Source organism: Streptomyces sp. NPDC048001, assembly GCF_043203115.1.
Lineage (GTDB): Bacteria > Actinomycetota > Actinomycetes > Streptomycetales > Streptomycetaceae > Streptomyces > Streptomyces sanyensis.
In genome coordinates this window covers 201,442-226,653 of sequence record NZ_JBIDBN010000007.1, presented here as the reverse complement: position 1 = coordinate 226,653, position 25,212 = coordinate 201,442, and the positions used below count along the sequence as shown (strand labels likewise).

Genomic DNA, 25,212 nt, shown 5'->3' with positions numbered 1-25,212 from the left:
GTGGACGCCGCCGTGCGGCTTCTTGTACTTGCCGGACTTCTCGTGCTCGTCGTCCTTCTTCTCCCAGTCGTCGGCCGAGACCGCGGCGAGAGCACCACCGCCGGCGTGGACGCCGCCGTGCGGCTTCTTGTACTTGCCGGACTTCTCGTGCTCGTCGTCCTTCTTCTCCCAGTCGTCGGCCGAGACCGCGGCGAGAGCACCGCCACCGGCGTGGACGCCGCCGTGCGGCTTCCTGTACTCGCCGGACTTCTCGTGGTCGCCGTCCTTCTCCCACTTCTTCTCACTGCTGGAGGCCTCGTCGCGGCCGTGGTCGTCGGCGACGGCCAGTGCGTAGGAGGCGGGGGCCGAGACGGCGAGGGCCGCGGTGACGGCGGCCGAGGCGATCAGAATGCGGGCAGAGCGCATGTCGAGCCTTTCCTTTCGCCGCGACTGCGTGGGCCGGCACTTCGCCGGCTCCGGGGATCGCAGTGGCGACGTGAATCACCGTCAGCCGGATTCGCGCCGCTCACCACCGGAGAACCGCGCATCCGGGTCACGCGGTGGGCCCCCTGAGTGATCTCCGGCCCATATTCACCCGTGCGTCGGCACGGCACGCCGAGGGGAGGTTTGACGGTCCGTCCGAGCGGTGCCCGGGACCGCGCCGACGGGGCGCCGGAGTCGGCGCACACCCTCTGAGCTGCGATGTTCCGGCCGGGCGGACGGCTTCTGCGGGCTATGAGCGCGGTGGCGGTCCGTCAGGCGGGAAGCACGGCGTCGTGGCGGTCCTGGCCGAGCACGACCTTCAGCGCCCCGGTCTCCGCGGCGCGGGAGAAGACCTCGTAGGCCTCCTCCATGGCCGCGAGGGGGAAGCGGTGGGTGATCAGGTCGCCGGCGGGGAGCCTGCCCGCGGACATCATGGCGAGCAGCCTCGGGGTGGAGGAGGTGTCGACCAGGCCCGTGGTGATGGTGATGTCCTTGATCCACAGGTCCTCCAGGTGGAGGGCCGCGGGCTTGCCGTGGACTCCGACGTTGGCGACGTGCCCTCCCGGCCGGACCGTGCGGGTGCACAGCTCGAAGGTGGCGGGTATACCGACGGCCTCGATGGCGACATCGGCCCCGGTCCCCGCGGTGAGGTCGTCCACCAGCCGCTCGGGTTGCTCGTCCGCGCGGGCCACCGCGTCGGCGCCCAGGGCACGGGCCGCGGCGAGGCGGGCGTCGTCGAGGTCGACGGCGATGACGCGTGCGGGGCTGTAGAGCCCCGCGGCGGTGACGGCGGCCAGTCCGACGGGGCCGGCTCCCACGACGACCACGGTGTCGCCGGGGCTCACCCGGCCGTTGAGCACGCCGACCTCGTAGGCGGTGGGGTAGATGTCGGCGAGGAGGACGGCGTCCTGGCTGTCGAGGGCGCTGGGCAGCGGGTGGAGCGACATGTCGGCGAAGGGGACGCGGACGAACTCGGCCTGGGTGCCGTCGACGAGGTGGCCGAGGACCCATCCTCCGCCGCCGCGGCACTGGCCGTAGCGGGCGCCGCGGCAGGAGGGGCAGCGTCCGCACGGGGAGATGCACGAGACCAGGACCCGGTCGCCGGGGCGGACTCCGCGGACCTCGCTGCCGGCCTCCACGACCTCGCCGACGGCCTCGTGCCCGAGGACGGTGCCCGGGGCGACCTCCGGCACGTCGCCCTTGACGATGTGCAGGTCGGTGCCGCAGAGCGTGACGGCGTCGACGCGGACGACGGCGTCCGAGGCGTCCTCGAGCGCCGGGTCCGGTACGTCCTCCCAGGCTGTCCGCCCGGGACCGTGGAAGACGAGCGCCTTCATGGCGGATCCTTTCTGCCGTGCCGGGGGGCGCCCGGCGCCGGATCGTCCTCCTCCAGCGTCCGCCGCGCGGCCACCGCGGCGCTTGGGCCACCGGGGCCCGCCCGCTGCCGCCCACGGGGCCGGTCGGCCCCGTCCGCCCGGGCCCGCGGGATCGCCCGGGCCCGCGGGATCACTCCCGGCCGTGCCCGAGCACGGCGGCACGCCCGGCCTCCAGCCGGGCCACCGGCACCCGGAACGGGGAGCAGGAGACGTAGTCGACGCCCGCGGAGTGGAAGAAGTGCACGGACCGCGGGTCGCCGCCGTGCTCCCCGCAGACGCCGACGGGGAGGCCGGGCCGCGCGGCCCGGCCCTCGCGGACGGCTGTCTCGACCAGGCGGCCCACGCCCTCGGTGTCGAGAGTCTCGAAGGGCGAGTCCCGGAGCACGCCGCGGTCCAGGTAGGCGGGGAGGAAGGAGGCCTCGACGTCGTCGCGGGAGAAGCCCCAGGTGGTCTGGGTCAGGTCGTTGGTGCCGAAGGAGAAGAAGTCGGCGTCGGCGGCGATGGCGCCCGCGGTCAGCGCGGCCCGGGGCAGCTCGATCATCGTGCCGACCGGGCAGGGGACGGCGATCCCGGTCTCCGCGGCCACGTCCTCAAGGGTGCGTCGCACCTCCTCGCGGACCAGGCGGAACTCCTCCACGGCGCCGACCAGGGGCACCATGATCTCCGGCCGCGGATCGCCACCGGCGCGGAGCCGGGCGACCGCGGCCTCGGCCACGGCACGCACCTGCATGGCGACGAGTCCCGGCACGGTGATGCCCAGCCGCACCCCGCGCAGGCCCAGCATGGGGTTCTCCTCGTGGAGGCGGGCCACCGCCGCCAGCAGCTCCCTGCGGCGGGGATCCGGACGGGCTCCCCGGCACTCGTCGCGCGCGAGTGCGACGGACAGGCCGGTCAGGTCGGGGAGGAACTCGTGCAGCGGCGGGTCCAGCAGGCGGACGGTGACCGGGAGGCCGTCCATGGCCTCCAGGATGCCGGTGAAGTCCGCGCGCTGCCGGGGCAGCAGTGCGGCGAGGGCCGCGGCCCGCTCCTCGGCGCCGGAGGCCAGGATCATGGCCTCGACCAGCGGGCGGCGCTCGCCGAGGAGCATGTGCTCGGTGCGGCACAGCCCGATGCCGCGGGCGCCGAAGCGCCGTGCCCGGGCGGCGTCCTCGGGGGTGTCGGCGTTGGCGCGGACCTCCAGGCGGCTCACGCCGTCCGCGTGGCGCAGCAGCGTGAGGGCCGCGTGGGCGGCGGGGTCGGCGCCGCGGGCCGCCGTGCCCGCTTCCAGGGCCCGGGTGACGGTGCTCTCCCGGGTCGGGACGGCGCCGAGGTGGACGGCCCCGGTGGAGCCGTCCACGGAGACCACCGTCCCCTCCTCGACGACGCGGTCCGGTGTGAGGACGCGGCGGTGGACGAGGTCGACGGTGATCCCGTCGGCACCGCAGACGCACGCCCGTCCCATGCCCCGGGCCACCACCGCCGCATGGCTGGTCTTGCCGCCGCGGGCGGTGACCACGGCCTCGGCGGCCACCATGCCCGCCAGGTCGTCGGGGGTCGTCTCGGGCCGGAAGAGGACGGTCCTCTCCCCCCGTTCGGCGCGGCGGACGGCCTCGGCGGAGTCGACGACGACGGCGCCGACCGCGGCGCCCGGCGAGGCGGGGATGCCGCGGGCGAGGGGGTCGGCCGGGGCGTCGGCGAAGGCGGGGAACATCAGCTGCGCCAGCGCGTCGCCGCCGACCCGCCCCAGGGCCTCGTCCTCGGTGATCGTGCCCTCGTCGGCCAGTTGGGCGGCGATGGTGAAGGCCGCCCCGGGGGTGCGCTTGCCGACCCGGGTCTGGAGCATCCACAACGTCCCGCGCTCGATGGTGAACTCGATGTCGCAGAGGTCGCGGTAGTGGGCTTCGAGGCGGTCCATGCAGCCGCGGAGCCGGGCGAAGGAGCGGGGGTCCAGCGAGGCCAGGCGCTCCAGCGGCACGGTGTCCCGGATACCGGCGACGACGTCCTCGCCCTGGGCGTCGGGCAGGTAGTCGCCGTAGACGCCGGGGCGCCCGGTGGCGGGATCCCGGGTGAAGGCGACGCCGCTGCCGGAGTCGGGGCCGAGGTTGCCGAAGACCATGGTCTGGACGGTGACGGCCGTGCCGGGGCCGTCGGGGATGCGCTCCCTTCTGCGGTACAGCCGGGCGCGTTCGCCGTTCCAGGAGGCGAAGACGGCCAGCACGGCGCGGTGCAGCTGCTCGGCGGGGTCCTGCGGGAAGGCCTCTCCGGTGTGCTCGCGGACGAGGTCCTTGTAGGTCTCGGTGAGCCGGATCAGGTCGCAGGTGTCGAGGGCGGTGTCGTCGGCGGCCCGGAGTTCCGCCTTGAGGCCGGTGAGCGCGTCCGCGAAGACGGCGGGGTCGGCGCCCATCACCGTGGAGCCGAACATCTGCACGAGGCGCCGGTAGGAGTCCCAGGCGAAGCGCTCGGTGTCGGGGGTCAGGCCGAGCCCGAGGACGGACCGGTCGTTGAGGCCGATGTCCAGGATGGTCTCCATCATGCCGGGCATGGAGTGCCGGGCCCCGGAGCGGACCGAGACCAGCAGCGGGCGGTCCGCCTGGCCGAGGCGGCGCCCGGCGCCGCGTTCGAGCCGCTCCAGGTGCGCGGCGACCTCCTTCTCCAGGTCCGCGGGGGGTGCGCCGGTGGCGAGGTACACGCGGCACGCCTCGGTGGTGATGGTGAAGCCCGGGGGCACGGGCAGTCCCATCCGGACCATCTCGGCGAGGTTGGCCCCCTTGCCTCCGAGGAGGTCGGCCATGCCCCGGTCGCCCTCGCTGAAGTCGTGGACATAGCTGGTGCTCATCTGCTCCGCCTCGTGGCTGGTGGGGACGGCGCCCCCGCGGAGAGGCGCCGGCACCCCGGGCGACTGGCCGGTACGGGCCGGCGCCGCCGCGTCCGACGGGGCGCCCTCCCCTTCCCTCCAGCCTCCCTCCGCGGAGGGCTCGGGCGCAGGGGCCGGTCGGCCCCCGCGCCGGGTCCGTCCGGCACGGCCGGCGCCCGGCTCTGCTGCGGGAGCGGGGCGGTTGGCTACGATCGATCGTCGCGGCGCCTCGGCCTGGGGACCGCCGCTCGGCCTGGCAGCGCGTCAGGCGGATGCCGCGACCGGCACGGCCGCGGCGCCGGGTTCGGGAGAGTGGGAGTGGGACCGTGTTCTACTACGTGCTCAAGTACGTGCTGCTGGGACCGTTGCTGCGCCTGCTGTTCCGCCCCCGGATCGAGGGGCTGGAGCACGTTCCCGACGAGGGCGCCGCGATCGTCGCGGGGAACCACCTGTCCTTCTCGGACCACTTCCTGATGCCGGCGATCCTCGCGCGGCGGATCACCTTCCTGGCGAAGGCCGAGTACTTCACCGGTCCCGGGCTGAAGGGGCGGCTCACCGCCGCCTTCTTCAGGAGCGCCGGGCAGATCCCGGTGGACCGGTCCGGCAGGGAGGCGGGCCGGGCGGCGATCCGGGAGGGGCTCGGCGTGCTCTCCCGGGGGGAGCTGCTGGGCATCTACCCCGAGGGGACCCGCTCCCACGACGGGCGGCTCTACAAGGGCAAGGTGGGCGTCGCGGTGATGGCGCTCAGGGCGGGGGTGCCCGTCGTGCCGTGCGCGATGGTGGGGACCTTCGAGATCCAGCCGCCCGGCCAGGTGCTGCCGCGGATCAAGAGGGTCACCGTCCGCTTCGGCGAGCCGCTGGACTTCTCCCGCTACGCGGGGATGGAGAGCGAGAAGGCGGTGGTCCGCGCCGTGACCGACGAGATCATGTACGCGGTCCTGCGGCTCTCGGGTCAGGAGTACGTCGACCGGTACGCAGCCGAGGTCAAGGCCGAGGAGCAGGAGCGGCAGCGCGTCCGGCGCCTGCCCGGGCGCGGCGGGGGCGGGGCGCCCCGGCAGGGGTAGCGCCGCAGGCCGGGCGGGCAGCACGCCGGGGCGGCTGCGCCACACGGCCCGGGCGCCGGGAGGCCGTCCGCCGGGGTCCGCGGCGCGGGCCCCGGCGGACGGGTCTCACAGGGCCCCGACGACCTTGCGCGCGGTGATCCGGACCACGACCCGTTCGGCGTCGTCCTTCGAGGCCGGGTTGAACTCGGCGTAGTCCTTGCCGGTGTACTTGTGGGAGAGGGCGTCGATGAGTTCCTGCCCGCCCTCCGTGGTCAGGGTGGCCGTGCCGCGGACCTCGGCGTAGGTGTAGGGCGCTTCCGCCGGGTTGATCAGGACGTTCACCCGGGGGTCCCGGCGCAGGTTCCGCTCCTTGCGCCGCCCGATGGTGGTGGAGAACAGCAGGTCCTCGCCGTCCCGGGTGATCCAGACGACGGACTGCTGGCAGCTGCCGTCGGGCTGGATCGTCGCCACGACGGCGAAGACGGGCCTGTCGACGGCCGCCTTCAGTTCCTCCGAGAGCACGCCGGACTCCTTCCCTCCGTGGACCGCCTGGTGCGGTCGCCCACGGGAGGAGACCACCATGGATGGACGGCCTGCTTCAGGCCGACTCGCCGCTTCGGCCGAATTCCGGCGCCCGTCGGCGGCCGCACCCGGGGGCCCGGCCCCGGGGCCCGGGGCCGCCCGCCGTTCAGTCCGTCCGCGCGGTGAGCTCCGCCAGGGCGCGGTCGAGGACGGCGCGCAGCTCCCTGCCGTCCTCCGCGACGGCCGTCACGAGGACGGCGGGGCCGGCCAGCGGGGCCAGCGCGGCGGTGGGGCCCAGGCTCCGGGGGCCGGGGGGCTGCCCGCCGAAGGCCGGGTCGACGACGAGGAGTTGCCCGGCCGCGCGGTGGCCCCCGAGGACGGCGGGCCCGTCCCAGCCCCCCGGTGCCCCGGGTCCGCAGGCCAGTTCGCCGTCCAGCAGGGGCCGGTCGCCGCGGTGCACGGAGAGCCGGGTGACGAGGGTGCCCGGCGTCTCCCGGTGGCGGCCGAGCACCTGCTCCTCGCGCAGCACCAGCCGGGCGGTGGCGGCGAGGCGTACCCGGGTGTGCATCCGCAGCACGCTGCCGCGGGCGGCCACCACGGGTTCCGGCAGCCAGTGCAGCGCCGCCCGCTCCCCCACGGTGAGGACGGTGTCGTAGTGGGCGGGCTCCCCGCCGCGGCCGGGCAGCGAGAGGGTGGCGGCGGCGGCGTCGACGGTGAGGCGGGTCGCCTCCCGCACCTCCGCCTCGATCGCCAGCCGGTCGCCGCCGAGCGGGGCGCTCATCGCACCGACCACGGTGACCCGCAGGTCCGGTCCGGCGGTCCGGGTGCGGCGCAGGGCGAGCGGCCCGTCCCCGGCGAGGACCGGCAGCGCGCTGCCGTCGGCGACGATGCGCGCCGTGGCGTGGATCCCCACGGGGCTCAGGTGTTCCAGGCCGCGAGCTGTGCCCGGACCCAGGCGGCGACCGGGGCCACGCCCTCCGCGTCCTTGAGGGAGGTGAGCAGGACGGGCAGGTCGCCGCGCTGCTCCTTGGCGTCGCGTTCCATCCGGGCGAGGTCGGAGCCGACGTGGGGGGCGAGGTCGGTCTTGTTGACCACGAGGAGGTCGGCCGTGGTGACGCCCGGACCGCCCTTGCGCGGGATGTCGTCACCGCCCGCCACGTCGATCACGAAGATCTGCGCGTCGACGAGGCCCTTGGAGAAGGTGGCCGTGAGGTTGTCGCCCCCCGACTCCACCAGGACCAGGTCGAGGGGCCCGACGGCGTCCTCCAGGTCCTCCACCGCCTCCAGGTTGGCGGAGATGTCGTCGCGGATCGCGGTGTGGGGGCAGGCGCCGGTCTCCACCGCCTGGATCCGCTCGGGGGGCAGTACCGCGTGGCGCAGGAGGAACTCGGCATCCTCGCGGGTGTAGATGTCGTTGGTGACGACGGCGAGGGAGAGGGTGTCGCGCAGGGTCGCGCAGAGGGCGGCGACGGTGGCGGTCTTGCCCGATCCGACGGGCCCGCCGAGGCCGATCCGCAGGGCGCGCCGGGTGCCGTCGGGGCGCCGGGCGTCGGCGCCGACCGCCGCGGGGCCGTGGTGGTCGTCGTGGGGGTGTGTCAGGTGCATCGTGGTCTCCTGGTCGGTGCGGTGCGGGCGGGTGCGAGGGCGGCCGCCCTCAGGAGGCGAAGAGGCGTACGGGCCAGGAGGCGTGGTCCTCGGCGGTGATGTCCAGCAGCGGCGCGGAGGCGGCGGGCAGGGCCTCGGGGCCCTGCCGTCCCGCGGCGGCCGCGCGGGCGGCCACCTCGTCCAGTTCGGGGGCGAGCCGTGCGAGAACGGCACTGGCCTGGAAGGGGTCCAGCCCGAGGAGCCGTACGGCCGCGGTCGCCGGGCCGCTGACCGCCTCGTACACGGCGCAGTGGGCGGCGTCCTCGGGGCCGAGGCCCGCGGCGCGCGCGGTGGTCCCGAGGACCACGGGCTGGTGGGCTCCGCGGGGGAAGGCGGCCGCCAGCGCGTCGAGTTCGGGGGCGGGCCAGGTGGCGCGGGCGGCGCGCAGGAGTTGCCGGCCCAGCCTGCGGGCCGCGGTGCGCAGTGCGGGCGAGGGGGTGCGGGCGTCCGCGGCGGCGTCGAGCAGGGCGGGGTCGTGCCCGTGGGCGGCCGCGGCGGCGAGGCCCGCCGCGGTGAGACCCGCGGTGTGCAGCCGCCCGCTGCAGAAGGCGGCGAGCCCTGCCGCGTCGCGGACGCGCCCCGCGGCGACCGCGGCCTCCACGCCTCCGGAGTGCGCGTGGCCCCCGGCGGGGAAGCGGCCGTCGGCGAGGACGAGCAGCGCGGCCCGGCCCGCGGCCGGGCGGGGGCCGGGGCGGCCGTCGGCGGGGGCGGGCGGGGGCGCGGCCGGTGCGGTGGTGGTGGCGAGGGCGGTCATCAGAACAGGAAGTAGCGCTGGGCCATGGGCAGTTCGGCGGCCGGGTCCGGCTCGACCGGCTCCCCGTCGACGGTGACGGTGAAGGTGTCGGCGTCCACCTCGACCCGGGGCAGGGCGTCGTTCTCCCGCATGTCGGCCTTGGTGACCCGGCGGGTGCTGCGGATCGGCGTGAACTCCTTGGCGAGGCCGAGCCGCCCGGGGAGGTCGTCCTCGATCGCGGCGCGGGTGACGAAGTTGAACGAGCCGCGGGTCGCGGCCCGGCCCAGGGCACCGAACATGGGGCGGGGCAGGACGGGCTGCGGGGTGGGGATGGAGGCGTTGGCGTCGCCCATCTGCGCGTAGGCGATCTGGCCGCCCTTGAGCACCAGGAGCGGCTTCACCCCGAAGAAGGCCGGCTCCCAGAGCACGAGGTCGGCGAGTTTGCCGGGCTCGACGGAGCCCACCTCGTGGTCGATCCCCTGGGCGAGGGCCGGGTTGATCGTGTACTTGGCCACATAGCGACGGGCCCGGTGGTTGTCCGCGCGCCCGTCGCCGGGGAGGGCCCCGCGCCGCCGCTTCATCACATGGGCCGTCTGCCAGGTGCGCAGGACCACCTCGCCGATGCGTCCCATGGCCTGGGAGTCGGAGGAGATGATCGAGATGGCCCCGAGGTCGTGGAGCACGTCCTCGGCGGCGATGGTCGAGGGCCGGATCCGGGACTCGGCGAAGGCCAGGTCCTCGGGAACGGAGGGGTTGAGGTGGTGGCAGACCATCAGCATGTCGAGGTGCTCCTCGATGGTGTTGACGGTGTGCGGGCGGGTGGGGTTGGTGGAGCTGGGGAGCACATGGGGCTCGGAGACCACCGTGATGATGTCCGGCGCGTGGCCGCCGCCCGCCCCCTCGGTGTGGTAGGCGTGCACGGTGCGCCCGGCGATGGCGGCGAGGGTGTCGCCGACGAATCCGGCCTCGTTCAGCGTGTCGGTGTGGAGGGCCAGCTGGGCGCCCGTCTCCTCGCAGACGCCGAGGCAGGCGTCGATCACCGCGGGGGTGGCCCCCCAGTCCTCGTGGATCTTGAATCCGAGTGCCCCGCCGCGGAGTTGGGAGTGCATGGCCTCCCGGGACATGGTGTTGCCCTTGCCGAGCAGTCCGATGTTGACGGGGTAGGCCTCCAGGGCCTCGAACATCCGGGCGAGGTGCCAGGGGCCCGGGGTGACGGTGGTCGCCTTGCTGCCCTCGGCCGGTCCGGTGCCGCCGCCGACGAGGGTGGTGACCCCGGTGGCGAGCGCCTGGTCGACGAGGGTCGGAGAGATGAAGTGGACGTGGGCGTCGACGGCGCCCGCGGTGACGATCCGCCCGTTGCCGGAGATCACCTCGGTCTCCGGACCGATGACCAGGGCCGGATGGACGCCGTCCATGGTGTCGGGGTTGCCCGCCTTGCCGAGGGCGGTGATCCGGCCGTCCAGGATGCCGATGTCCGCCTTGACGACACCCCAGTGGTCGAGCACGACGGCCCCGGTGATCACGGTGTCCGGGGCGCCCTCGGCCCGGGTGGTCCGGGACTGGCCCATGGACTCGCGGATCACCTTCCCGCCGCCGAAGACCGCCTCGTCCCCCGCGAGCCCGGGGCCGCCGGAGCGGTCCTGCTCGATCTCGACGAGCAGGTCGGTGTCGGCGAGGCGGATGCGGTCGCCGGTCGTGGGGCCGTACAGGGCGGCGTAGGCGGCGCGGTCCAGCTCAGCCATCGAGGGCACCTCCGGTGGTTCGGCGCAGACCGGGCACGATGCGCCGGCCCCGCAGGGCCACCAGTTCGACGCCGACGGGGATGCCGGGTTCGAAGCGCACGGAGGTTCCGGCGGGGACGGCGAGGCGCATCCCGCGGGCGGCGTCCCGGTCGAACTCCAGCCCGGGGTTGGCCTCGGCGAAGTGGTAGTGGGACCCGACCTGCACCGGGCGGTCGGCGGTGTTGACGACGGTGAGGGCCACGGTGGCGCGGCCCTCGTCCAGCTCGATCGGACCGTCGCCGAGGAGGACTTCCCCGGGGATCATGCGCGCCCCCTCAGACGATCGGGTCGTGGACGGTCACCAGTTTGGTGCCGTCCGGGAAGGTGGCCTCGACCTGGACCTCGCGGATCATCTCCGGGACGCCCTCCATGACCTCGTCGCGGCCGACCACCGCACGGCCGGAGGCCATCAGCTGGGCGACGGTGCGCCCGTCGCGCGCGCCTTCGAGGAGGTGCGCGGTGATGAGGGCGACGCACTCGGGATGGTTGAGGCGCAGGCCGCGCGCCCTGCGCCTGCCGGCCACGTCGGCGGCCACATGGATCAGCAGCCGCTCCTGCTCGTGCGGGGAGAGTTGCACGCGTCCACCTCACTGTCGTCCGGCCCGTGGGCGGGGTCGGCACCCACCTCAGCACGGCCTCGGCCCGGTTGCCGCACTTCGACACCAGGCGGTGAAGGTTAGGACGGAAGTTTTTCCGGCACGTTAACCGGCCTGGGGATCCCGCATGGACATCAGCCCTCTGAGCCCCGCCTGGAGCCCCTCCACGCGCACGTCGCCGAAGAGCGCCTGCTGGGCGATGAAGCCCTGCGCCGCCGCGATCAGCGTCCGGGCCATGTCGTCCGGGTCGACGTCGGAGTCGAGCATGCCGGCCTCCCGGTAGGCGCGCACGAGGTCCGCCCACACGCGGCGCATCGCGCCGTAGCCCTCCCTCAGGGTGTCCCCGAGGAGGTCGTTGCGCAGGGTCTCCGTCCACACCTGGACGACCAGCCGGGCGAAGGTCCCCGCATCGGCACCCGGGACGGTGTCGACGAGGACCCGGCCGAGGACGCGGCCGAGGAGTTCGTCCGGCATCGGGGGCGGGGTGGCGCTCGCGGCGTCCTCGTAGGCCGCGCGGATGGCGGCGAAGGCGCGTTCGGCGATGGCGGCGACGAGTGCGTCCTTGCTCGGGAAGTAGCGGTAGACGGCGCCCGCGGACAGCTCGGCCTCGCGCAGGACGTCCTGCATCGAGGTCGCGTGGAAGCCGTTGCGCGCGAAGCAGCGGGAGGCCGCCTCGATGATCTGCCGGCGGCGGGCGTCGAGGTGGGCCTGGGATACACGTGCCATGGCCCCAACAGTAAAACGAACGTTCATTCTTGACAACGCTCCACGGCCCGCCGCAGAGTGGACCCATCTAAAACGAACGATCCTTCTCTTTGATGGGAGCCCCCATGCGCGGCACACCGACCCGCCGCATGATCGCGGTCATGGCCCTGGTCCCGGTCGTGGTGGCCGTGGCCCTGTGGGCCTTCGCCTGGCCCGCGGCACGCACCGCACCGCACGGGCTTCCGGTCGGCGTGGCCGGCCCGGCCGCAGCGGCCACCGCCCTGGAGGAGCAGCTCCACCGGCGGGGCGACGCCTTCGAGGTCCACCGGTTCGCGGACGAGGCCGCCGCCCGGGAGGCGATAGGCGCACGCGAGGTGTACGGAGCCCTCGTCGCCTCGCCGTCCGGGCCCCGGCTGCTCACCGCCCCCGCCGCCGGACCGGCCGTCGCCCAGCTGCTCACGGCCGCGGCGCAGAGCCCGGACGGCCCGCCGGTCGAGGTCGCCGAGGTGGTCCCCCTCCCCGCGGGCGATCCGCGGGGCAGCGGCTTCGCCGCGAGCGTGCTGCCGCTCACCCTGGCCGGGGTCGCCGCCGGGGCGCTGGTGGCCCTGACGGGCCTGCGCGGGGCACGGGCGGCCGGGGCGCTGGCGGGCGCCGCGGCGCTGGCCGGCGTCACGGTCGCCGCGATGGCCCACAGCTGGCTCGGGGTGCTGGCGGGCGACTGGTGGCAGGAGGCGGGTGCGCTCGGGCTGACCACCCTCGCCGTCGGCTCCGCCGTCGCCGGGCTCGCGGCGCTCCTCGGCCCGCGGGGCATCGGACTCGGCGGCTTTCTGGCGGTCCTGCTGGGCAACGCCTTCGCGGGCGCCGCCGCGGCACCCGAGCTGCTGCCCGCGCCGGTCGGCGCCCTGGGGCAGTGGCTGCCGCCGGGCGCCGGGGTGTCCCTGGTGCGCTCGGTGTCCTTCTTCGACGGCGCCGGGGCGGGACCGGCCGCACTGGCCCTGGCGGCGTGGGTGGCGCTCGGACTCGCGGCGCTGGCCCTCGGCGCCCGCCGGCGGCCCGGACCGGCACCCGCCCCGAAGCAGCCCGCGGCCGCCGCGGCCTGACGCCGCGCCCGCCGCCCCGCCGCCCCGCCGTACAGGAAAGGGGCGCCGGGGGGGTGGCGCGCCGCTCAGCCCCGGGGACCCTCCGGACCCCGGTGCTCGGCGGTCAGCCCGAAGCCGCCGCGCGCCCCGGAGGCGTCGGCGACCGCGTCCAGCGAGGAGACCGAGCGGACGGGCCGCTCCTCCTCGACGGCCGCCGCCTCCAGGGCGTCCAGCCGCTCCAGATCGGCCGCGGACACGAGCGCCACGAGCGGCTTGCCGTGCCGGGTCACCACGACGCGCTCCCCGCCGTAGACGACGCGGTTGATCAGGTCGGCGAGTTCTGCACGGGCTTGCGTCACCGGAATCTCGTAGGCCATGCCCCCAGCCTATCGGGCGCCCGTAGGCGGGCACCGCTGCTGAACGGGAGACGAAAGGCCAGGTCAAAGGCTGTAGGGCGAGGGATTGCGGAGCCCCCTGCCACTCCGCGGCGAGGGCCGGGGAGCCCTCCGGCGGCGAGCGCCGCCCGGCGCCCGGGCGGGCGGGGCTCCCCGTCGTTCCCGGGACGGAGATACGTACGTCCTGTACATTTTCAAGGACAGCACTCCGGAACCGGAAGAGGTACGCCGTGCACCGTCCCGCCTCCCGCCATGCCCTGCCCGAGTTCACCGACCGCTCCCCGCTCGGCACCCGCACCCTGGACCCGTACGCGAAGCTGTTCGGCGAGCGGATCGTCGTCCTCGGAGCGCCGCTCGACGACACCGCCGCCAACGACGCCGTCGCCCGGCTGCTCCTCCTGGAGCACGCCTCACCCGGGCAGGACATCCAGCTCCACATCAACTCCCCCGGCGGCCCCTTCGCGGCGATGACCGCCGTATACGACACGCTGGCGGCCATCACCTGCGACGTCGCCACCACCTGCATCGGCAGGGCCGACTCCACCGCGGCGCTGCTGCTCGCCTCCGGCACACCGGGCAAGCGCTCGGCACTGCCCGGTTCACGCATCCTGCTCCGGCAGCCCGCGGTGGACGAGCCGCTCCACGGGAGCCCCTCCGACCTCGCGGTCCACGCCGAGGAACTGCTGCGCCGACGCGCGCTGACCGTGGCCCTGACGTCCCGTCACACCGGTCGGGACGAGGCCGCGGTGGCCGGGGACCTCGAACGGGACCTGGTGCTCGACGCCCGGGCGGCGAAGGCGTACGGAGTGGTGGACCACGTCCTCGGGGGCCGCCGCGGCACGGGGTGGACCGCGTGATCCCCGAACCGCCGCGACTGCCCGCGCCGACCCGGGCCGAGGGGGCCTACCTCGACAGCTACCTCCAGGCCGCCGACCGACTCGGCCGCGCCAACCCGGCCCGCGCGGAGCGCACCTACGAGGCGCTCCGGTCCGCCCAGGCGCTGGTGGGAAGCGCGATCGCGCTGCGCGATGCCCTCACCCGGATGCACCGCAACGGGGAGAGCGACGTGCACAGCGCGACCCTGGCCCGGGCGCTGCGCGCCCTCGACGGCGAACGGCGGACGAACCGCCTGACCCTGCCGCCCCTTTCGGGGCCGGAGGGGATCTGACGGAAGGTCCGCCCCTGTCAACCGCCGACGGGGTAACGGTGTTCGTCCCTCGTTCGGTGGAGCGGGGACGACGACTCCGTGCTCCGGAGCAGTTGCGGGCGAGGACCACCGATTTGGCTGAACCGGTCGGTTTCGATGCTGGTACGACGATGGTTCCGGCGGGAGCCGGGGGCGCCCCAACACCCCTGCCCACCCGAACAGATCAGTCGTGATCGGCTTCACAAAAGCCGTTTCAACTCGGAAATCGGACATCCGTGAGTCACGATCCCTGGGACGACAAGCCCCCGTCACCTCGACGGGGCGGTCCGGGCGGACGCTGAGTCCTGCCGCCGTGCCGGGCGTCGGGTCGACGGAAGTGCATCGGCAGGAGTGGAGGACCCGGCAGTACGGGGCGACCGGTGGTTCCGGTCCGCTCCTCGGGGTGAAGCCGCTGCGGCGGCCGGGCGTCTTCGCGGTCCGAACCCGACAGGTCACCCTTCACAGGCGGCAGACGAAGGGTTGCGCATGACCGCGCAGACGCAGGTTCCGTTCCCCTCCTCCTCCGTGCCCGCCGCCCCCCGCGGCGCCCGCCTCCCCCGCACGGGCGTCGTCTCGGCACTGACGGCCGCCGTGGTGGGCGGCTCCCTCCTGGTGCCGGGCGCGGCACCGGAGGCCGCCGCGTCGAGCAGCCACGCGGGCACGGCGCTCCGGGTGGCCGCCTCCAAGAAGGGCGCGCCCTACCGCTACGGGGCGGCCGGGCCCTACCGGTTCGACTGCTCGGGGCTGACGCTCTACTCGTACCGGAAGGCGGGCAAGGCGCTGCCGCGCACGGCCCAGCAGCAGTACAACCGCACCAGCCGCATCTCCGCGGGCAACCGCCGCCGCGGGGACCTGGTGTTCTTCCACTCCGGCGGTTCCGTCTACCACGTGGGCATCTACGCCGGGAGCGGCCGCATCTGGCACTCCCCCAAGACCGGCGACGTGGTGCGGCTGGCCAAGATCTGGACGAAGCGGGTGTCCTACGGCCGGGTGCGGTGACCCGGCGGCGGGACGGCCTGGGCGGCCGGGACCGGCCGCTCGGGGGAGGCGCTCCCGGCCGCCCGGGGAAGGCGCTCCCGGGCCGCCGGGCCGCCGAGCCCGGCCTCGGCTGCCGCCGGGGGCCGGGGCCCCGGCTCGCCCCGGCCGTGCCGGGGCGGGAGGGCGGGCTCCGTCAGCGGCTCCGGTTCCGGCAGGGGCAGGACGACCCACACCGTCTTGCCGCCGTCCTCCGTCGGGCTGACGAACATCCGTCCGCCGTGGTGGGCCGTGAGCGAGCGGATGATCCCCATGCCGCGCCCGTTGTCCTGCCGCACCGCCGCGGGAAGCCGGCGGGGCCAGCGCGGGTGGCTGTCCGTGACGCCCACCAGCAGCCGTCCCGCCGCCGTGCCCGGCCCGCCGTCCCCGGTTCCCGCCTCCTCCAGGAACAGGTCGACGCGGAACGTCGGGGACTGCCCGAAGGTGTGCTGAACGGCGTTGGTGGCGAGCTCGGAGACGATCAGGCGGACCGAGTCCCGCAGTTCGCCGTCCCCGGGCAGCCGCCAGGCGCCCAGCACGTCGGCGGCGTACCGCCGGGCCGTGGAGACCGACACCGGATCGCTCGGCAGGGTGACGGAGGCTTCTTGACGGTCTGCCATGGCGTTGCGGTCCCTTCCACCGGGGCGCGGTCCGGACGGCCGCGCGGGGCGGCCCGCCCCGGAATGCCCAACGCCGACAGGGTGCCATCCGGCACCGGGCGGGGGAGGCGTTCCGCCCGGATCAGGGGACAACTGTCGCCCGAAGCGGTGATGCCCGAGGCGTGCACCTGTTCGGCACGGGCGGCCGGGCCCGCCGGGCGAGGGCAGCCCGCGCGCCGCCCTCCCCGGGCGGGCCGCGGCGGGCTCATCCCGGCGGCGCGGTCGCCAGGACGGTTCCGGCCGCGGCGGCCACCTGGCGGTCCGTGAGATCGGCCCGGGCGGTGAGCCGGAGGCGGGAGACGCCGTCGGGCACCGACGGCGGTCTGAAGCAGCCCACCAGCAGCCCGGCGTCCCGGCAGTCGGCTGCCCACCGCACCGCGGCCTCCGGCGACGGTGCCCGCACCGAGACCACGGCGGCGTCCGGGCGGGCGGCCGTCAGACCGGCCTCGGTGAAGCGCCGGTGCAGCTCGGTGGCGACCGCGCGGGCCCGGGCGGGCAGGTGCGGCTCGCGCCGCAGGACCCCGAGGCTCGCGAGGGCGCCCGCGGCGGCGGCCGGGGCGAGGCCGGTGTCGAAGATGAAGGGGCGGGCGGTGTTGACCAGGTGCTCCACGACACGCGCCGGACCGAGGACGGCACCGCCCTGGCTGCCGAGCGACTTCGAGAGGGTGACGGTCGCCACGGTGCCCGGCGCCCCCGCGAGGCCCGCCGCGTACGGGGCGCCCCGGCCTCCGTCGCCGAGCACGCCGAGCCCGTGCGCGTCGTCGACCAGCAGCGCGGCGCCCGCCTCCCGGCAGGCGCCGGCGATCCCCGCCAGGGGTGCGGCGTCCCCGTCGACGGAGAACACCGAGTCCGTGACCACCAGCGCCCGCCGCCCGGGGTGCGCCTGGAGGGTCTTGTGCACCGCGTCCGGGTCGGCGTGCGGCACCACGGCCGTCTCCGCCCGGGCGAGCCGGCAGCCGTCGACGATCGAGGCGTGGTTGGCGGCGTCCGAGACGACCAGCGCACCGCGCCCGGCCAGGGCCGTGACGGCGGCGAGGTTGGCCGCGTACCCGGAGGACAGCACCAGCGCGGCCTCGAAGCCGCAGAAGGCGGCCAGCTCGCGCTCCAGCTCGGCGTGGAGCCGGGTGCTCCCGGTGACCAGGCGGGACCCGGTGGCGCCTGCGCCCCAGCGCAGTGCGGCGTCGGCCGCGGCCCGGGCGACCTCCGGGCGGCGGGTCAGCCCCAGGTAGTCGTTGCCCGCCAGGTCCAGCAGCTCCGAGGCGGCCTCGCGGGGGCGCAGGGTGCGGACGAGCCCGGCGCGCGCCCGGTGGCGCGCCTCCTCGTCGATCCAGTCGAAGGGGTCGATCCGGTCGACGGGATCGCGGGGGGCCTGCGCCATGGGGTCCGGTCCTTTTGTAGGCAGCGCACAGACCCTAGCGGGGCGGCAGCGCGCGCGGGATGTGGTCATACACACACCTGATTCCACCGCCGTTGTGCACATCCTCCTTGGCCCGGGCCCGTGCGGTGCGTCAGGATCAGCGCCATGGACCTGCTGAACACGCTGGTGGAAAAGGGCATGCGGCGCGAGCTGCCGACCCGTGAAGAAGCGCTCGCCGTCCTGGCGACCTCCGACGACGACCTGCTCGAGGTGGTGGCCGCGGCCGGCCGGGTCCGCCGCCAGTGGTTCGGACGGCGGGTGAAGCTCAACTACCTCGTCAACCTCAAGTCCGGGCTGTGCCCCGAGGACTGCTCCTACTGCTCGCAGCGCCTCGGCTCCAAGGCCGAGATCCTCAAGTACACCTGGCTGAAGCCGGAGGAGGCGACCGAGGCGGCGGCCGCGGGCGTCGCGGGCGGCGCGAAGCGCGTCTGCCTGGTGGCGAGCGGGCGGGGCCCGACCGACCGGGACGTGGACCGGGTGTCCAGGACCATCGAGGCGATCAAGGACCAGAACGGCGAGGTCGAGGTGTGCGCCTGCCTCGGCCTGCTCTCCGACGGCCAGGCCGAGCGGCTGCGGGCCGCCGGGGCCGACGCCTACAACCACAACCTGAACACGTCCGAGGAGACGTACGGGGAGATCACCACCACCCACACCTACGCCGACCGGGTGGACACGGTGAACAAGGCGCACGCCGCCGGGCTGTCCGCGTGCTCCGGCCTGATCGCCGGCATGGGCGAGAGCGACGAGGACCTGGTGGACGTGGTCTTCGCCCTGCGCGAGCTGGACCCCGACTCCGTGCCGGTGAACTTCCTGATCCCCTTCGAGGGCACGCCGCTCGCCAAGGAGTGGAACCTGACCCCGCAGCGCGCGCTGCGGATCCTGGCCATGGTCCGCTTCGTCTGCCCGGACGTGGAGGTCCGCCTGGCGGGCGGGCGCGAGGTCCATCTGCGCAGTCTCCAGCCGCTCGCCCTGCACCTGGCGAACTCGATCTTCCTCGGCGACTACCTCACCAGCGAGGGCCAGGCGGGCAAGGCGGACCTGGAGATGATCGCCGACGCCGGCTTCGAGGTCGAGGGCGCCGGCACGACGACCCTGCCGGAGCACCGGGCGGCCGGGGGCTGCGGCTCCGCGGGCGCGGCGGGCTCCGTGTGCGGCGAGGGCTCGGGCGGCTGCTCCGGCGGCGCCGGGGAGACCGCGTCCGCGACCGGGTCCGCCCCCGCCCCCGAGGCGGCTCCGGCCGGAGCCCGTACCGACCTGGTCGCGGTGCGGCGGCGCGGCGCGGGCACGGACCTGGCGCCCAATGCCTGAGTTCACCACCGGTGAGCTGCTGGACCTGGACCGGGCCCATGTGTGGCACCCGTACGGCCCGATGCCGGGCCGTACCGAGCCGCTGCTCGTGGAGTCGGCCTCCGGCGTCCGGCTCCGGCTGGCCCGGGAGGTCCACGGGCGGCGGGAGCTGATCGACGGCATGTCCTCGTGGTGGTCGGCCGTGCACGGCTACAACCACCCGGTGCTCAACGAGGCGGCCACCGCCCAGCTGGGACGGATGAGCCATGTGATGTTCGGCGGGCTCACCCACGAGCCGGCCGTGCGGCTCGCCGCGCGGCTGGTGGAGGTCACACCGGAGCCGCTGCGGCACGTCTTCCTGTGCGACTCCGGCTCGGTCTCCGTCGAGGTGGCCGCCAAGATGTGCCTGCAGTACTGGCGCTCCCTCGGCCGCCCGGCCAAGCAGCGGCTGCTCACCTGGCGCGGGGGCTACCACGGCGACACCTGGCAGCCGATGTCGGTGTGCGACCCCGAGGGCGGGATGCACGAACTGTGGCAGGGGGTCCTGCCCCGGCAGGTGTTCGCGGGGCCCCCGCCCGCGGAGTACGACGAGACCTACGCCGAGGAGCTGCGCGCGCTGGTCGCGGCGCACGCGCACGAGACGGCCGCGGTCGTGGTCGAGCCCGTGGTGCAGGGTGCGGGCGGGATGCGCTTCCACTCCCCGGCCTACCTGGCGGTGCTGCGCGAGGCCTGCGACGAGCACGAGGTGCTCCTGGTCTTCGACGAGATCGCCACCGGGTTCGGCCGGACCGGCGAACTCTTCGCCGCGGACCACGCCGGGGTGTCGCCGGATGTGATGTGCCTGGGCAAGGCGCTGACGGGCGGCTATCTGACGATGGCGGCGACACTGTGCACGACCCGGGTGGCGGAGGGGATCTCGCGGGGCGAGGTGCCGGTGCTCGCCCACGGCCCGACGTTCATGGGCAACCCGCTCGCCGCCGCGGTGGCCGGTGCCTCGCTGGACCTGCTCCTCGGGCAGGACTGGCGGGCGGAGGTGAAGCGGCTGGAGGCCGGGCTGCGCACCGGGCTGGCCGAGGCCGCCGCGCTCCCGCGGGTGCGCGAGGTCCGCGTGCTCGGCGGGATCGGGGTGGTGCAGCTGGACCACGAGGCCGACATCGCGGCGGCGACGGCCGCCGCCGTCCGGGAGGGGGTCTGGCTGCGGCCGTTCCGCGACCTGGTGTACGTGATGCCCCCGTATGTGACGGGGGACGAGGACCTGGCGCAGGTCTGCCGCGCGGTGTGCGCGGCAGCGGCGGCGGGCTGAGGCGCACCGGCCGGGCGGCCGGTGCCGGGCCGGGCGGGCCGCGCCCGTAGCGGGAGAGCGGCGCCCGGTACGGCACCCCGCGGGGCGCCGTGCCGGCCTCCTGGGCCCCGCCCGGCCGGTCCGGGAAGGCGGCGGGGCGGGGCACCGCCGCGACCGGGGCCGGCCGCGGCCGACGGGGGCAGTGGCGACCGCCGCGAGGCGCGGCGGTCGGTGGACGAGAACGGGAAGACCAGCATGTCAGTGATCGTCGTGACGGGTACGGGTACCGGGATCGGCAAGACGGTGGTGACCGCGGCGCTCGCCGCCGCGGCGCTGGCGGGCGGCCGTTCGGTGGCCGTGCTCAAGCCCGCGCAGACCGGGGTCGCCCCGGGTGAGGACGGCGACGCCGCGGTGGCGGCCCGGCTGGCCGGAGCCGTGACCTCGCGCGAACTGGCCCGGTATCCGGAGCCGCTGGCCCCGGCCACGGCGGCGCGGCGGGCGGGGGCCGCGCCGGTCACGCCGGCCCGGGTGGCGCAGGCGGCCGCCGAGCTGGCCGCCTGCCACGATCTGGTGCTGGTGGAGGGCGCGGGCGGTCTGCTGGTGCACCTGGACGACTCCGGGGCCACGCTCGCCGACGCTGCCGCGCTGCTCGGGGCACCGGTCCTGGCCGTCGCCCCGGCGGGGCTGGGGACGCTGAACGCGACCGCGCTGACGGCGGAGGCGCTGCGCACACGGGGCGTCCCCCTGCTCGGCTGCGTGATCGGCAGCTGGCCCCAGGCGCCCGACCTGGCCGCGCGCTGCAACCTGGCGGACCTGCCCTCGGCGGCCGGGGCACCGCTGCTGGGGGCGGTTCCGGAGGGGGCCGGGGCGCTTGAGCCGACCGCCTTCCGGGCCGCGGCCGCGGGCTGGCTGGCTCCGCAGCTGGGCGGCACCTGGGAGGGTGCGGACTTCGCGGCGGCCTTCGGCCCGCCGCCGGCCGCGGACGCTCCGGGGCCGCAGGAGCCGGTGGCCGGGGACGGCCCGGCCGGTGTCGACGCGCTGGTCCTCGACTGCGGCGAGCCGGCCGGACTCGCCCGCTTCTGGGGCGCCCTGCTGGGTGCCGAGGCGGTGGACCGGGGGCCCGACTGGTCCTGCGTGGACCCGCCCCGGGGGCCGCGGGTGGCCTTCCAGCGGGTGCCCGAGGGCAAGCGGGTGAAGAACCGTCTGCACATGGACCTCGGCACCGGGGACGTGGAAGCCGCTGCGGAGGCCGCCGTGCGCCGGGGAGCCCGCCGGCTCGGTGCCGTGGTCGAGGACGCTCAGGGGCGGTTCCAGGTGCTCGCGGACCCGGAGGGCAACGAGTTCTGCTTCGTCTCGCCCGCACCGGCCCCGGGGGAGGGCTGAGCGGCCCGGGACCGGCCCCGGCCGCTCGGCCCTCCGCTCCCGGCTACTGCGGCTGGTCGGCGTCGGGCGCGTCGGGGCGGTGGTCGGGCAGGGCCGACCCCGCCGTCGCCTCGTGGTGGAGGCGCAGGAACTCCAGGTGCCGCTCGTACTGGTCGAGGGTGTCGGCGATGAGCTGCTCCCGGGTGTACCCCATGACGTCGTAGCCCTGGTTGCCCTCGGCGAGCTGCACCTCGTAGCGCACATAGCTGTCGTGGGTGCTGATCGACCGGGTGGCGAAGCCGGGGGTGGGCCGTTCCACCGGCCAGACCCGGTAGAGGAACTGGTCGCGCGGGCCGATGGCCACGGTGATGCCGACGTGCGGCAGGCCGTTCTCCTCGTCGGTCCCCGCGGTGACCTCCGCCTGCGCGTCCTGCTCCCGCAGCGCCTGGGCGACCTCCTCGAAGGCGGGGCGGCACACCTCCTCGACGAACCGTGCCGCGGCGCGCGGGCCGGGGAAGGCCATCGCCCGGGTCAGGCGCTGGCGCCAGGTGCGCGTCCCCGCCGGGCCGTGCTGCGGGGTCCGCCCGGAGAGGGAGGCGGGCAGGGTGGTGGTCAGCGCCTCCTCGCGCATGCGCTCGGAGCGCAGCGCGAGATAGAGCCCGGCCATGATCAGGAACATCACGAAGGAGAAGGGCAGCCCCATGATGATGGTGGCGTCGGTGAGCGCCTGCACGCCGCCGACGATGAGCATGGCGAGGGTGAGCAGGCCCGTCGTCACCGCCCAGAAGATGCGCATCCAGGTCCGCGCGTCGGTCACCGGGGTGGGCAGGTGCGAGCTGAGGTTGCCCATCACCAGGGCACCGGAGTCGGCGGAGGTGACGTACAGCAGCAGGCCGACGAAGGTCGCCAGCCCGGCGCTGAAGGTGGCCCCCGGGTAGAGCTCCAGCAGTCCGTAGAAGGCCTGCTCGGGCGAGTTCAGCGCGGTCTCGCCGAAGGCGGCGTTGCCGTCCTGCACCACGAACAGCGCGCTGTTGCCGAAGACGGCGAGGAACAGCCCGGTGAAGAGGAACGGGATGATCAGCGTGGCGGCGACGAACTGGCGCAGCGTGCGGCCGCGGGAGATGCGGGCCAGGAAGAGCCCGACGAACGGCGCCCAGGCGATCCACCAGGCCCAGAAGAACAGCGTCCATGCGTCCAGCCACTCGGTGGGCTGGTCGTAGGCGAAGGTGTTCAGCGTCATGGAGGGGAAGCCGCTGACGTAGTCGCCGATGTTCTGCACCAGGGCGTTGAGCAGGCGGAACGGTTCGCCCACCACCAGGATGAACAGCATCAGCAGCACGGCGAGGAGCACGTTGAGCTGCGAGAGCCGGCGGATGCCCTTGTCCACGCCCGCGACGGCGGAGACGGTGGCCATCACCACGGCGACGCCGATCAGGCTGATCTGCGCGGGCAGCCCCTCGGGCACGTCGAAGAGGAACTTCAGGCCGTAGTTGAGCTGGACGACGCCGATGCCGAGCGAGACGGAGATGCCGAAGACGGTGCCGATGATGGCCGCCAGGTCGACCGCGTCGCCGATCCGCCCGTGGATGCGGCGGCCGATGATCGGGTACAGCGCGGAGCGGATGGCCAGGGGCAGCTTGTAGCGGAAGGCGAAGTAGCCGAGGACCATGCCCATCAGCGCGTACATCGCCCAGCCGGTGATGCCGTAGTGGAACAGGGTCCACACCACGGCCATCCGGGCGGCCTCCAGCGACTCCGGGGTCCCCTCGGGGGGTACCAGGTAGTGGCTCACCGGCCCGGCGACGGAGAAGAACATCAGGTCGATGCCGATGCCGGCGGCGAACAGCATGGCCGCCCAGGCGAAGAGCCCGTAGTCGGGCTTGTAGTGCTTGGGGCCCAGCTTGACCGTGCCGTACTTCGACACGCCGATGAACAGGACGAAGACCAGGTACAGGGTGGCGGCCAGGAAGTAGTACCAGCCGAACCAGTCCGAGATCTTGTCCACCACCACCCCGATGACCTCCTCCGCCCCGGAGGGGGTGATCATCGCCCAGATCGAGATGGCCAGGATGAGGACGGCCGAGCCGTAGAAGACCAGCGGCTTCAGCGAGCCCGGGTCCTCCTCCTCGGGCTCGACCGGCTCCTCGGGGGCGTACCCGGCGTCCCTGCCTCCTACGGTCGACACGGCCGGCTCCCTTCGGCTCGGGGTGGGGTCACTTCGCTGCTCCCTGACCGGAGGGGCCGGGACGGCCGGTGATCAGGTCGGCGGCGCGTTCGGCGGCGAGCAGCACGGTCACCATGGGGTTGATGGTCGGCATCGTCGGGAAGACTGAGGCGTCCACGACGCGCACGCCCTCGACCCCCCGCAGCCGCAGGTCGGGGCCGCAGACGGCCATCGGGTCGTCGGGCGCCCCCATGCGGCAGGTGCCGGCGGGGTGGTAGACGGTGTGCGCCGCGCGGCGGCCGTACTCGGAGAGCTCGGCGTCGGAGGTGACACCGGGCCCGGGAGCGACCTCGCGGACGAGCCAGTCGCGCAGCGGCGCGGTCGCGGCCACCTCGCGGGCGATCTTCAACCCGTCGACGACGGTGCGCTCGTCGTACCCCTCCGGATCGGTGAAGTACCGGAAGTCCAGCGCCGGATGCTCCGCCGGGTCGGCGCTGCGCAGCCACATCCGGCCGGTGGACCGGGCCCGCGGCACGTTGGGGGTCATGCACACCCCGTGCGCCGGGACGGGGTAGCCCAGGCGTTCGGTGTTGACGGTGAACGGCACCTGGTAGAAGTGGAACATCAGGTCCGGGCGGGGCCGGCCGGTGTCGCGGCGCAGGAACAGTCCGGCGTCGGAGTCCATCGCGGAGTTCGGCGGCAGCGGGCCGGCGGTCTCCCAGACGATCACGGACTCGGGGTGGTCCAGCAGGTTCTCGCCCACGCCCGGCAGGTCGGCCCGCACCTCGATCCCCAGCCGCCGCAGGTCGTCGGCGGGGCCGACGCCGGAGAGCAGCAGCAGGCGGGGGGTGTCGACCGCCCCCGCGCAGAGCAGGAGTTCGCGCTCGGCGCGCACGGTGGCGGGTGCGCCGTCGGCGCCGCGGACGGCGACCCGGGTCAGCCGGCCCGAGGCGTCCGGGAGCAGCCGGTGCGCCCAGGTCTCCAGCATGAGGGTGAGGTTGGGCCGGTCGAGGACGGGGTGGAGGTAGGCGACCGAGGCGGAGGAGCGCAGGTTGCCCTCGGGCTGGTAGGCGAGGGAGAAGAACCCGGCGCCCTCGGCGAAGGGCCGGGCGTTGAAGTCCTCGACGACCGGGACGCCGAGGGCGGCGGAGGCCGCGGTGACGAAGTCCTCGGCGATGGGGTTCCGGTCGGCCTCGGCCACCGGGACGATATGGGTCCGGAGCCGGTCGCGGTAGGGCAGGACCGTCTCGGGGCCCCAGCCGGTGCAGCCCGCGGCCACCCAGTCGTCGAGGTCCTCCGGCAGCGGGAGGAAGCTGATCAGGGTGTTGTGGGAGGAGCAGCCGCCGAGCACCCGGGCGCGGGAGTGCAGGATGTGGGAGTTGCCGCGGGGCTGCTCGACGGTGGTGTAGCCGTAGTCGAACTCCGAGCCGAGCAGGTTGATCCAGTTGCGCAGGCGCAGGATGCGGTCGTCGCCGACGTCGCTGGGCCCGCCCTCGACGACGCAGACACGGCAGTCGGGGTCCTCGCTGAGCCGTGCGGCGAGCACGCAGCCGGCGGTGCCGCCGCCGACGATGACGTAGTCGTAGGCGGTCTCGGTGCCGTGCGGGGTGGTGGAAGCCATGGGTGTCCTTCTTCGGGCCGCCGGTCGCGGGCGGCGCGCGGGGCTCGGTCA

The 25,212-nt window shown here is 75.1% G+C and carries 22 protein-coding genes, 2 pseudogenes and 1 riboswitch; of the genes and pseudogenes, 8 read left to right on the top strand and 16 right to left on the bottom strand.

Going from position 1 to position 25,212, the window contains the following annotated elements; genetic code table 11:
- From ACGF15_RS15040 to ppdK, 3 genes and pseudogenes are all read right to left on the bottom strand, one after another.
- Window positions 1–405: pseudogene (locus tag ACGF15_RS15040) on the bottom strand (hypothetical protein); the annotation flags it as partial.
- A 329-nt stretch (window positions 406–734) separates the two neighbouring features.
- Window positions 735–1,799 carry an alcohol dehydrogenase catalytic domain-containing protein gene (locus ACGF15_RS15035; RefSeq protein ID WP_345614876.1) on the bottom strand — a complete coding sequence of 355 codons (1,065 nt, stop codon included), beginning with the start codon at window positions 1,797–1,799 and terminating at the stop codon, window positions 735–737.
- Window positions 1,800–1,968: 169 nt separating this feature from the next.
- Window positions 1,969–4,653 (bottom strand): pyruvate, phosphate dikinase, encoded by a 2,685-nt coding sequence (gene ppdK / locus ACGF15_RS15030; protein WP_345614877.1) that lies wholly within the window; start codon window positions 4,651–4,653, stop codon window positions 1,969–1,971.
- A gap of 344 nt (window positions 4,654–4,997) precedes the next feature.
- Here ppdK and ACGF15_RS15025 point away from each other — a divergent pair, with 344 nt between their 5' ends.
- The gene (locus ACGF15_RS15025) at window positions 4,998–5,735 is read left to right on the top strand and encodes a lysophospholipid acyltransferase family protein (protein WP_362740678.1); all 738 of its coding nucleotides are present in this window, start codon (window positions 4,998–5,000) and stop codon (window positions 5,733–5,735) included.
- 105 nt (window positions 5,736–5,840) lie between these two features.
- Here the strand turns inward: ACGF15_RS15025 and ACGF15_RS15020 are convergent, their stop codons facing one another.
- The 8 genes from ACGF15_RS15020 to ACGF15_RS14985 all read right to left on the bottom strand — a co-directional run bounded on the left by ACGF15_RS15020 (window position 5,841) and on the right by ACGF15_RS14985 (window position 11,716).
- Window positions 5,841–6,296 (bottom strand): PPOX class F420-dependent oxidoreductase, encoded by a 456-nt coding sequence (locus ACGF15_RS15020; protein WP_376427487.1) that lies wholly within the window; start codon window positions 6,294–6,296, stop codon window positions 5,841–5,843.
- 106 nt (window positions 6,297–6,402) lie between these two features.
- On the bottom strand, window positions 6,403–7,149 hold the full coding sequence (locus ACGF15_RS15015) for an urease accessory protein UreD (protein ID WP_392799172.1): 747 nt from the start codon (window positions 7,147–7,149) through the stop codon (window positions 6,403–6,405).
- A gap of 5 nt (window positions 7,150–7,154) precedes the next feature.
- Window positions 7,155–7,841 (bottom strand): urease accessory protein UreG, encoded by a 687-nt coding sequence (gene ureG, locus ACGF15_RS15010; RefSeq protein WP_345614881.1) that lies wholly within the window; start codon window positions 7,839–7,841, stop codon window positions 7,155–7,157.
- Between the two features lie 49 nt (window positions 7,842–7,890).
- Window positions 7,891–8,634: an urease accessory protein UreF gene (locus ACGF15_RS15005; protein ID WP_392799168.1), complete on the bottom strand. Its 744-nt coding sequence runs from the start codon at window positions 8,632–8,634 to the stop codon at window positions 7,891–7,893.
- Window positions 8,634–10,355: an urease subunit alpha gene (locus ACGF15_RS15000; RefSeq protein WP_345614883.1), complete on the bottom strand. Its 1,722-nt coding sequence runs from the start codon at window positions 10,353–10,355 to the stop codon at window positions 8,634–8,636. Before ACGF15_RS15000 ends, ACGF15_RS15005 begins: the two co-directional genes overlap by 1 nt.
- Window positions 10,348–10,659, bottom strand: a complete 312-nt coding sequence (locus ACGF15_RS14995) for an urease subunit beta (RefSeq protein ID WP_392799165.1) — start codon at window positions 10,657–10,659, stop codon at window positions 10,348–10,350. The genes ACGF15_RS15000 and ACGF15_RS14995 overlap by 8 nt, the downstream gene beginning before the upstream one ends.
- Window positions 10,660–10,669: 10 nt before the next feature.
- Window positions 10,670–10,972 (bottom strand): urease subunit gamma, encoded by a 303-nt coding sequence (locus ACGF15_RS14990; protein ID WP_392799162.1) that lies wholly within the window; start codon window positions 10,970–10,972, stop codon window positions 10,670–10,672.
- A gap of 123 nt (window positions 10,973–11,095) precedes the next feature.
- Window positions 11,096–11,716 carry a helix-turn-helix domain-containing protein gene (locus tag ACGF15_RS14985; RefSeq protein WP_345614886.1) on the bottom strand — a complete coding sequence of 207 codons (621 nt, stop codon included), beginning with the start codon at window positions 11,714–11,716 and terminating at the stop codon, window positions 11,096–11,098.
- A 104-nt stretch (window positions 11,717–11,820) separates the two neighbouring features.
- Between ACGF15_RS14985 and ACGF15_RS14980 the strand changes: the two genes are divergently transcribed.
- Entirely contained in the window at window positions 11,821–12,795 is a 975-nt protein-coding gene (locus ACGF15_RS14980) for an ABC transporter permease (protein WP_362608323.1), read from the top strand.
- Window positions 12,796–12,860: 65 nt separating this feature from the next.
- On the opposite strand, the gene ACGF15_RS14975 is transcribed toward ACGF15_RS14980, so the two are convergent.
- Window positions 12,861–13,151 (bottom strand): type II toxin-antitoxin system Phd/YefM family antitoxin, encoded by a 291-nt coding sequence (locus ACGF15_RS14975; protein ID WP_392799159.1) that lies wholly within the window; start codon window positions 13,149–13,151, stop codon window positions 12,861–12,863.
- Between the two features lie 248 nt (window positions 13,152–13,399).
- Between ACGF15_RS14975 and ACGF15_RS14970 the strand changes: the two genes are divergently transcribed.
- From ACGF15_RS14970 to ACGF15_RS14960, 3 genes are all read left to right on the top strand, one after another.
- Window positions 13,400–14,026, top strand: a complete 627-nt coding sequence (locus tag ACGF15_RS14970; protein WP_392799156.1) for an ATP-dependent Clp protease proteolytic subunit — start codon at window positions 13,400–13,402, stop codon at window positions 14,024–14,026.
- Entirely contained in the window at window positions 14,023–14,337 is a 315-nt protein-coding gene (locus tag ACGF15_RS14965; protein ID WP_392799153.1) for a hypothetical protein, read from the top strand. Before ACGF15_RS14970 ends, ACGF15_RS14965 begins: the two co-directional genes overlap by 4 nt.
- A gap of 346 nt (window positions 14,338–14,683) precedes the next feature.
- Window positions 14,684–14,838: riboswitch (cyclic di-AMP (ydaO/yuaA leader) on the top strand.
- 3 nt (window positions 14,839–14,841) lie between these two features.
- Window positions 14,842–15,354 (top strand): C40 family peptidase, encoded by a 513-nt coding sequence (locus ACGF15_RS14960; protein WP_345614892.1) that lies wholly within the window; start codon window positions 14,842–14,844, stop codon window positions 15,352–15,354.
- A gap of 182 nt (window positions 15,355–15,536) precedes the next feature.
- Here ACGF15_RS14960 and ACGF15_RS14955 read toward each other — a convergent pair.
- A pseudogene (locus tag ACGF15_RS14955) lies at window positions 15,537–15,989 on the bottom strand (ATP-binding protein); the annotation flags it as partial.
- 244 nt (window positions 15,990–16,233) lie between these two features.
- Entirely contained in the window at window positions 16,234–17,406 is a 1,173-nt protein-coding gene (locus ACGF15_RS14950) for an 8-amino-7-oxononanoate synthase (RefSeq protein ID WP_392799150.1), read from the bottom strand.
- A gap of 144 nt (window positions 17,407–17,550) precedes the next feature.
- Here ACGF15_RS14950 and bioB point away from each other — a divergent pair, with 144 nt between their 5' ends.
- The 3 genes from bioB (at window position 17,551) to bioD (ending at window position 21,397) form a co-directional block, all read left to right on the top strand.
- Window positions 17,551–18,753, top strand: coding sequence for a biotin synthase BioB (gene bioB, locus ACGF15_RS14945; protein WP_392799147.1), 1,203 nt, complete (start codon window positions 17,551–17,553; stop codon window positions 18,751–18,753).
- Window positions 18,746–20,035, top strand: coding sequence for an adenosylmethionine--8-amino-7-oxononanoate transaminase (locus ACGF15_RS14940; RefSeq protein ID WP_392799144.1), 1,290 nt, complete (start codon window positions 18,746–18,748; stop codon window positions 20,033–20,035). Before bioB ends, ACGF15_RS14940 begins: the two co-directional genes overlap by 8 nt.
- Window positions 20,036–20,269: 234 nt before the next feature.
- Window positions 20,270–21,397, top strand: coding sequence for a dethiobiotin synthase (gene bioD / locus ACGF15_RS14935; RefSeq protein ID WP_362608308.1), 1,128 nt, complete (start codon window positions 20,270–20,272; stop codon window positions 21,395–21,397).
- A 43-nt stretch (window positions 21,398–21,440) separates the two neighbouring features.
- On the opposite strand, the gene betT is transcribed toward bioD, so the two are convergent.
- Complete coding sequence (betT, locus tag ACGF15_RS14930) at window positions 21,441–23,561, bottom strand: choline BCCT transporter BetT (protein ID WP_345614897.1); 2,121 nt, start codon at window positions 23,559–23,561, stop codon at window positions 21,441–21,443.
- A gap of 28 nt (window positions 23,562–23,589) precedes the next feature.
- On the bottom strand, window positions 23,590–25,161 hold the full coding sequence (locus tag ACGF15_RS14925) for a GMC family oxidoreductase (protein ID WP_392799140.1): 1,572 nt from the start codon (window positions 25,159–25,161) through the stop codon (window positions 23,590–23,592).
- Between the last annotated feature and the right edge of the window lie 51 nt (window positions 25,162–25,212).

What these genes read in the sequence shown, in the direction of transcription:
- ACGF15_RS15035 (WP_345614876.1), bottom strand. Translation starts at nt 1,799, where the DNA reads ATGAAGGCGCTCGTCTTCCACGGTCCCGGGCGGACAGCCTGGGAGGAC.
- ppdK (WP_345614877.1), bottom strand. Translation starts at nt 4,653, where the DNA reads ATGAGCACCAGCTATGTCCACGACTTCAGCGAGGGCGACCGGGGCATG.
- ACGF15_RS15020 (WP_376427487.1), bottom strand. Translation starts at nt 6,296, where the DNA reads ATGGTGGTCTCCTCCCGTGGGCGACCGCACCAGGCGGTCCACGGAGGG.
- ureG (WP_345614881.1), bottom strand. Translation starts at nt 7,841, where the DNA reads ATGCACCTGACACACCCCCACGACGACCACCACGGCCCCGCGGCGGTC.
- ACGF15_RS15005 (WP_392799168.1), bottom strand. Translation starts at nt 8,634, where the DNA reads ATGACCGCCCTCGCCACCACCACCGCACCGGCCGCGCCCCCGCCCGCC.
- ACGF15_RS15000 (WP_345614883.1), bottom strand. Translation starts at nt 10,355, where the DNA reads ATGGCTGAGCTGGACCGCGCCGCCTACGCCGCCCTGTACGGCCCCACG.
- ACGF15_RS14995 (WP_392799165.1), bottom strand. Translation starts at nt 10,659, where the DNA reads ATGATCCCCGGGGAAGTCCTCCTCGGCGACGGTCCGATCGAGCTGGAC.
- ACGF15_RS14985 (WP_345614886.1), bottom strand. Translation starts at nt 11,716, where the DNA reads ATGGCACGTGTATCCCAGGCCCACCTCGACGCCCGCCGCCGGCAGATC.
- ACGF15_RS14980 (WP_362608323.1), top strand. Translation starts at nt 11,821, where the DNA reads ATGCGCGGCACACCGACCCGCCGCATGATCGCGGTCATGGCCCTGGTC.
- ACGF15_RS14975 (WP_392799159.1), bottom strand. Translation starts at nt 13,151, where the DNA reads ATGGCCTACGAGATTCCGGTGACGCAAGCCCGTGCAGAACTCGCCGAC.
- ACGF15_RS14960 (WP_345614892.1), top strand. Translation starts at nt 14,842, where the DNA reads ATGACCGCGCAGACGCAGGTTCCGTTCCCCTCCTCCTCCGTGCCCGCC.
- ACGF15_RS14950 (WP_392799150.1), bottom strand. Translation starts at nt 17,406, where the DNA reads ATGGCGCAGGCCCCCCGCGATCCCGTCGACCGGATCGACCCCTTCGAC.
- bioB (WP_392799147.1), top strand. Translation starts at nt 17,551, where the DNA reads ATGGACCTGCTGAACACGCTGGTGGAAAAGGGCATGCGGCGCGAGCTG.
- ACGF15_RS14940 (WP_392799144.1), top strand. Translation starts at nt 18,746, where the DNA reads ATGCCTGAGTTCACCACCGGTGAGCTGCTGGACCTGGACCGGGCCCAT.
- bioD (WP_362608308.1), top strand. Translation starts at nt 20,270, where the DNA reads ATGTCAGTGATCGTCGTGACGGGTACGGGTACCGGGATCGGCAAGACG.
- ACGF15_RS14925 (WP_392799140.1), bottom strand. Translation starts at nt 25,161, where the DNA reads ATGGCTTCCACCACCCCGCACGGCACCGAGACCGCCTACGACTACGTC.